Here is a 6000-nt window from a genome sequence, read left to right on the forward strand (position 1 = left end):
CAATGACGTGAAAACCCAGCTTTCGGTTTATTTCATTGGGGCTCTGTGCTAGCCTGATCCGTAACAAAATAAATTTTGCTGACCGGGAAAACCCGGCAGCGCGAGGCAGACAGAGGCAAAGATCGTGCAGATTCGGCGGACAGTTCCGGCCCGAATGGGCTTTCTCCATATAGCATTCGTGTGGCTGCTTGTTTTTGCGCCGTTGAAAGCCGTGGCGGCCCCTTACGCAGCCATGGTGATTGATGCACGCACCGGCGAAGTTCTGCACTCTCGCAACGCTGACACACGGCTGCACCCGGCTTCTCTGACCAAGATGATGACCCTTTACATCGCCTTCGAGGCCGTTCGGAACGGTGAGATCACGCTGGATACTCCTGTCCGGATCACCAAAAAGGCCGCGTCCGAGCCCCCGTCGAAACTGGGGTTGCGGTCAGGGCAGACAATTGCGTTTCGCTATCTGATCCGCGCGGCGGCCGTGAAATCGGCCAATGATGCCGCCACAGCAATCGGGATTGCGATCAGTGGGTCCGAGGCTGCATTTGCACGTCGCATGACGCGCACGGCCAAGGCGATGGGGATGAGCCGGACGACCTTCAAGAACGCTCACGGTCTGACGGAATCGGGTCACCTGTCCACGGCGCGCGATATGACCACGCTGGGCCGCCACCTGCTGTATGATTATCCGGAATACTACAACCTATTCTCGCGGCAATCGACACACGCGGGGATCAAGACGGTTCCGAATACAAATCGCCGCCTGCTGGCCGCATACAAGGGTGCCGACGGCATCAAGACGGGCTACACCCGCGCGGCAGGTTTCAATCTGGTCGCCTCGGCCAAACGCAAGGATGAACGCATCATCGCGACGGTTTTCGGCGGAAAGTCAGGGGCTTCGCGGAATGCCAAAGTGGCGGAGTTGCTGGATATGGGGTTCCGTCGTGCCCCATCGCGGGCCCCGATCCGTAAACCTGCGCGTCCGGCTTATGCAGGAAATGCGGGGCTGGGTGTGAAAGTCGCCGCCCTGACCGGTGCGCCAAAGACCAGCCTGCGTCCCGTTTTGCGACCCGGACCAGCGGCCGCCATTCAGGTGGCCGGGACAGTCGCAGAAACCGCGGCCAAGAACGGAGCGCGCATTCAGAATGGTATTGCAGCGGCCATTGCCGCGGCAGATATCACGCCGGTGGACGAGAACGGAACGACGCGCCCTGCGCCCCGCCCGGACGATCTGGTGCTGGCTTCGACCGGGTCCGAACAGCGACTTGAACCGGATCAGGAAGTTGTCACCCGCCTGTCAACCTCGGGTGGGCATCTGTGGGGCGTAAATGTCGGTCGCTACACGACCCGATACGAGGCCGAGAAGGTGTTGTTGAAAACTGCGTTGTCGGAAATGACCACTCTGGAAGGCACCCTGCGCAAAGTAAACCAAAGCGCACGGGGCTTTGATGCAACGTTTCAGGGAATGACCCGCGAACAGGCCGACCTGGCCTGCCGCCGCCTGCAGGCGCGAAACGTCACCTGTTTCATGATCGGGCCGTCATAAGACCCGACTACTCTCACTCTTGGACACTGGCTGTGAACGAAAGTTCACAGCCTTTTTTGTGGCGTCAATCGAAGACGTGGCCGTGTTCGTATTGCTCGTCCTGTCCCGCAGCGGCAGTCAGGGCTGCCACGTTATCCTTGGTGAAGAAGCCGTCATACTTGTGGCAGCGCTCGATGTACTCGGTGATCAGCAGCGTGTGCTTTGAGTGTTTCGAGAAGATCTGCTTGAGATTGGGATCGTCTTTGCACTCACCCACAACATGAGCCAGAAACGGAACACCCTTGTCCTTGAGCGTGTTCACCACGAAGTCGACATTCTTTTCCCCGGCATTGTGATCACCATCCTGAATCTCGACTGCCATGTGATGCAGACGACGGCCAAAGTTACGGACGAAATCCTCGGTCGGCATTGGCAGTTTGGCGAAAGAGTTCACGAAAGACGGCGTGTTGTTTGCCGTGAATACCTTGGCGGGGGATTTCTTGTCATCGTCTACGTTGGAGTTACGGTTCACATTGGTGGACGAGTTCATGTCGAAAATGTTGTAGGCCCCCCAGAAGTAATAGGGGACCATGGTCAGAAACTCGAGGATCGCATCCTCGCGCTCGCCGGCCAGAACACGGGTGGCAAGATGGTCGAACCCCAGCATAAGTGGTGCAATCTTGGTGTCGGTGCCAAACGCGGCAGCCTGATCCAACCGCTCTTGTTCGTCTGCGCTTAGCAGAACGCGGTCGCCCAGGCCCAGACTGTCGGGGTCGTTGAAGTCGAGCGTGGAATAGCCGACCCGGTTGCAGGTGAAATCAGACGGAGTGGTAAACCGGAACCCATCCTGCGTGTAGAACGGATTTTCCGTGTCGCCTTTGTACTCGAACCGGATGTTTTGATCTTCCAGCGTTCCGGTCAGATCATTCAGGTCCGTCGCACCAAAAACCTCGCCGACATAGCGGGTCTGAGGGGTGCCGCGCGCCAGGGGGTACATGCGGTTGATGCGGGGAATGAAATCTACGAAGGTTTCGCTCAGCGGGGCCATAAGGATCAGGGCCGGGTATTCGGGATGTGAATGCAGGACGGCAAAGCGGTGTGTTGCACCCAGATAGCTGGCCGAATGGCGATACGGGGTCATGACATACAGCTCGACCATCGTGTCGAACACGGCATTGGGCTCGACCTGAATGACAATCGCGCGCATCGGGCCGACCTGCTCGGCAATGCCCGAGCTGTCGCGGCGTTCGTAAATCTTTGGAAGGTATTCGGTAAAGAAGTCCGAGTTCTTCTTGTCGCCTCGTGGCTGATAGGACATCAGATCGAAAGACATATGAGCCTCCTTGCGCAAAAACTGGCTGCGGGTTGGATGGCCGCCCATCCGCTCGCGAGTTTCGTTGCTTCAATTACGGTATTCAGAACATGCACTTGCGGGCATGCTAGGGGCTGAACCGCGTTCGGGCAACAGTTAGAAAATGGTACGCCCAGATTGCGCGGAGCTGTCTATCGGGTGAATTTCGTCACATCGACGCCGCCCGCGATCAGGTTTTCCCGAACTGAACGCGCGATTTGAACGGCAGTGGGCCCATCGCCGTGCAGGCAGATCGTATCGATGGACGTTTCCAGCCGTTTCCCGCTTTCGGTTATGATCGCGCCTTCCCGGACCATGTTCAGAATACGGGGGCCGGCAAGTTCGGGATCGTGTATCACGGCACCGGGCAGGCTGCGGTCGACCAGGGTGCCGTCATCATTGTAGGCGCGGTCGGCAAAGATTTCGCCAACCCATTTGCAACCCAGCTCGCGCACGGCCTTTTCCTGTTTGGTAACGGCCAGAACCATGATGATGATATCGGGATCCACGTCCAGCGCACCCTGATAGCAGGCGCGCGCCATGTCGAGGTCGACAGTGCACATATTGGCCAGCGCTCCGTGCAATTTCAGGTGGCGAACCTTGGCGCCAACCGCTGTAGCGACACCGATTGCAGCCCCCATTTGGTACCGCACCAGATTGCGCAGTGTACCCTGTGGTATTTTCATGTTGCGGCGTCCAAACCCCTGCAGATCGGGAAAGCCGGGATGCGCGCCGATACCGACATCGTTTTCAGCCGCCAGGGTCATTGTCTTTGCCATGACATCCGGGTCCCCCGCGTGAAAGCCGCACGCGATGTTGGCCGAGGTTATGATCCGCAGCAGGCTTTCATCGTCCCCCATCTTCCAAGGGCCAAAACTTTCGCCCATATCGGCGTTCAGATCGACTTTGGGCATCGGCAAATCTCCTTAGTCTTCGGCAGAGATCACTCCGCCAATCAATTGGTAGGACAACAAGTCCGGAATGTCATGCGGGTCGCGGACCAGAGCCTCGACCCGCCCCGGCAATCTGGCAAGGTCCGCTTCAAAGGCTGATTGAATTGAGACAGCTTGTTCCATCGTCACAAATTCGAAGCGTAGCAAACCGCCAGCCGGGGTTTGAGCGGCCCGTGGCAGGTCGCACGGCAAGACGGTCGCGATACGGGGGTAGCCACCGGTGGTCTGGCATTCAGGCAATAGGATGAAGGGATTTCCGGTGCCCGTCATCTGAATGTCGCCGGGGGTTATGACTTCGGACAGAATGTTCAGCTGACCTTTGGCGGCAAATCCATCACCGTCGCTTTCAAGCTGCATTCCCATCCGATTGGCCCGAGCACCGCGCCGGAACTCGGTCTCGGCAAACCGGTCCAGTGTGGCTTGATCGAACATCGAGGTCTGGAAACTGGCCACGACTCTCAGAAGGCCGCCCGAAAAACGATCATCCACACACAATTTCCTGCCTGATTGTCCGGCCCGGCGACCAACCGGCAGAACGTCACCGGCTTGAACGGCACGACCAACCTTGGCCGTCAGGTGGGCGGAGCGTGATGACAGAAAGGGTTCCGTGTCGATGCCACCACCGACATGCAGATACCCGTAGTTTCCCTTGGTGACCGAGCCGAGTTCCAGACGTTGTCCCGGTTCCAGCGCGTGTGAGGCATTCCAGACAACCGGACTGCCGTCGATCGTCGCCAGCATGGGCGCACCCGTCAATGCAATCTGAACCGTCTGCGTCGCCTCAAAGCGCCCTCCCATGCCGGCCATTTCCAGCGCTCCCAGGTCCGGGCTCTGCCCCAGCAATGCCGCCCCTTCATGCAAGGCCAGCATATCGGCCGCACCGGATCGGGACAGACCCTGGGCCAGGAAGCCCCTTCGTCCCTTGTCCTGAATTGTACAGGCCGGACCGATGCTGACGACTGTCAGGCTCATGGCTCAATCTCCTGACAGACTGCTCCATCCGCGTGGCCTGACCTGATGCTTTCAAGTTCATCCCGGGAAACTGACTCGAAGATCATCTCGTCCCCCGGGTTCAACGCAAACGCATGATCGCTTTCAGGGCGAAAACACCGGAAGGCTGTTTGCCCGACATGGCGCCACCCGGTCGGTGTTGGCCCAGAAAACAGAACGAACTGCGAGATCGCCAGAACTAGCGCCCCTTCCGGAACCATGGGGTTGAGTTCTTTCAGTCGAGGGATGTTGAACTCGGGGCCAAGCGGTCCGAGGTAGGGCTGCCCCGGTGCGAAGCCGATCGTCAAGACGCGCACCCGGGTTTGGCTGAGGCGCCGGATGGCTTCCGATGGGGTCAAGCCGGCAGCAGACGCCGCCTCCTGCAGTTGCGGCGCAAGGTCCGTCCCATAAACGGTTGGAACACGCCACAGCTTTCGGCCACCGGGCAAGGGCGCATTGAACCAATCCCGTTCAGCCAGAACAAAACGGACATTCTCTTCTAATTCTGGATGAGGAAGGCAGAGCGGGTTGAAACGAACATAGGCCGAGGCCAGAGACGCAGAAGTTTCAAGAACACCTTCAATGCTCAGTTTGTCGATCGCGTTCCTGAAGGCCAAAGCCGCGCGATTGGATGATTCCGTCATCGTGTCGGCAAAGGTTATCAGAAGGCCGTCGTAACCAACTGTACGCACCAGAGGGAATGTATTGGCATGGGTCATGGAGGACATTCGGGAATGGTGGCCATTTTGTTGTGCGACCTGACCGCATCTCGGACAGAAGCGCAAGGCTTTGACTTAAAATGCGGGATGAAGGGTTGTTTGGCCAGAAAGCCAATTGACGTTGAAAAGGCCTCGGAGCCTGCATTTGTGACTGAAAATGAGTCGCTTTGGGTGATCCGAGTCGGGCGACTCTTGTATGGTTGGTTCCGAAGCTCACAATATCTGGTGTCCCCATGTGATGAGCTGGTAGGTAATCGATGGGTGATTGAGGAGACCTACGTTAAAATGATGCGGCGTCTGCTGGATTTTTGATATGTAAGTATCTGAAAAAAATTGATAAAATTGGGTAGTGCAAAAAAATCGCGCAGGATGTAATTTTCCACTTGCGGCTTTTGATTGTTATCCTTAGAACGCCCTTCACCGGCGCTGCTGAGGCGGTTGCTGGGACGCTGGAGACGGCGGAGACGG

6 protein-coding genes are annotated in these 6000 nt (G+C 57.8%); 1 reads left to right on the plus strand and 5 read right to left on the minus strand.

The window, feature by feature from the left end; translation table 11 throughout:
- Positions 1–154 precede the first annotated feature (154 nt).
- Complete coding sequence (locus AC2TDJ_RS18525; protein WP_480844160.1) at positions 155–1540, plus strand: D-alanyl-D-alanine carboxypeptidase family protein; 1386 nt, start codon at positions 155–157, stop codon at positions 1538–1540.
- 64 nt (positions 1541–1604) lie between these two features.
- On the opposite strand, the gene AC2TDJ_RS18530 is transcribed toward AC2TDJ_RS18525, so the two are convergent.
- The 5 genes from AC2TDJ_RS18530 to AC2TDJ_RS18550 all read right to left on the minus strand — a co-directional run.
- Positions 1605–2852 (minus strand): hypothetical protein, encoded by a 1248-nt coding sequence (locus tag AC2TDJ_RS18530; protein ID WP_480844161.1) that lies wholly within the window; start codon positions 2850–2852, stop codon positions 1605–1607.
- Between the two features lie 170 nt (positions 2853–3022).
- A complete protein-coding gene (locus tag AC2TDJ_RS18535) occupies positions 3023–3784 on the minus strand; it encodes a LamB/YcsF family protein (RefSeq protein WP_480844163.1) in 762 nt (253 codons plus the stop codon).
- A 12-nt stretch (positions 3785–3796) separates the two neighbouring features.
- Positions 3797–4795 (minus strand): 5-oxoprolinase subunit C family protein, encoded by a 999-nt coding sequence (locus tag AC2TDJ_RS18540; RefSeq protein ID WP_480844164.1) that lies wholly within the window; start codon positions 4793–4795, stop codon positions 3797–3799.
- Entirely contained in the window at positions 4792–5532 is a 741-nt protein-coding gene (locus AC2TDJ_RS18545; RefSeq protein ID WP_480844165.1) for a 5-oxoprolinase subunit B family protein, read from the minus strand. Before AC2TDJ_RS18545 ends, AC2TDJ_RS18540 begins: the two co-directional genes overlap by 4 nt.
- A gap of 275 nt (positions 5533–5807) precedes the next feature.
- On the minus strand, positions 5808–6000 hold a 193-nt coding region (locus AC2TDJ_RS18550), incomplete at its 5' end, for a hypothetical protein (protein WP_480844166.1).

It is taken from the genome of Ruegeria sp. HKCCD6647-2 (genome assembly GCF_057221075.1).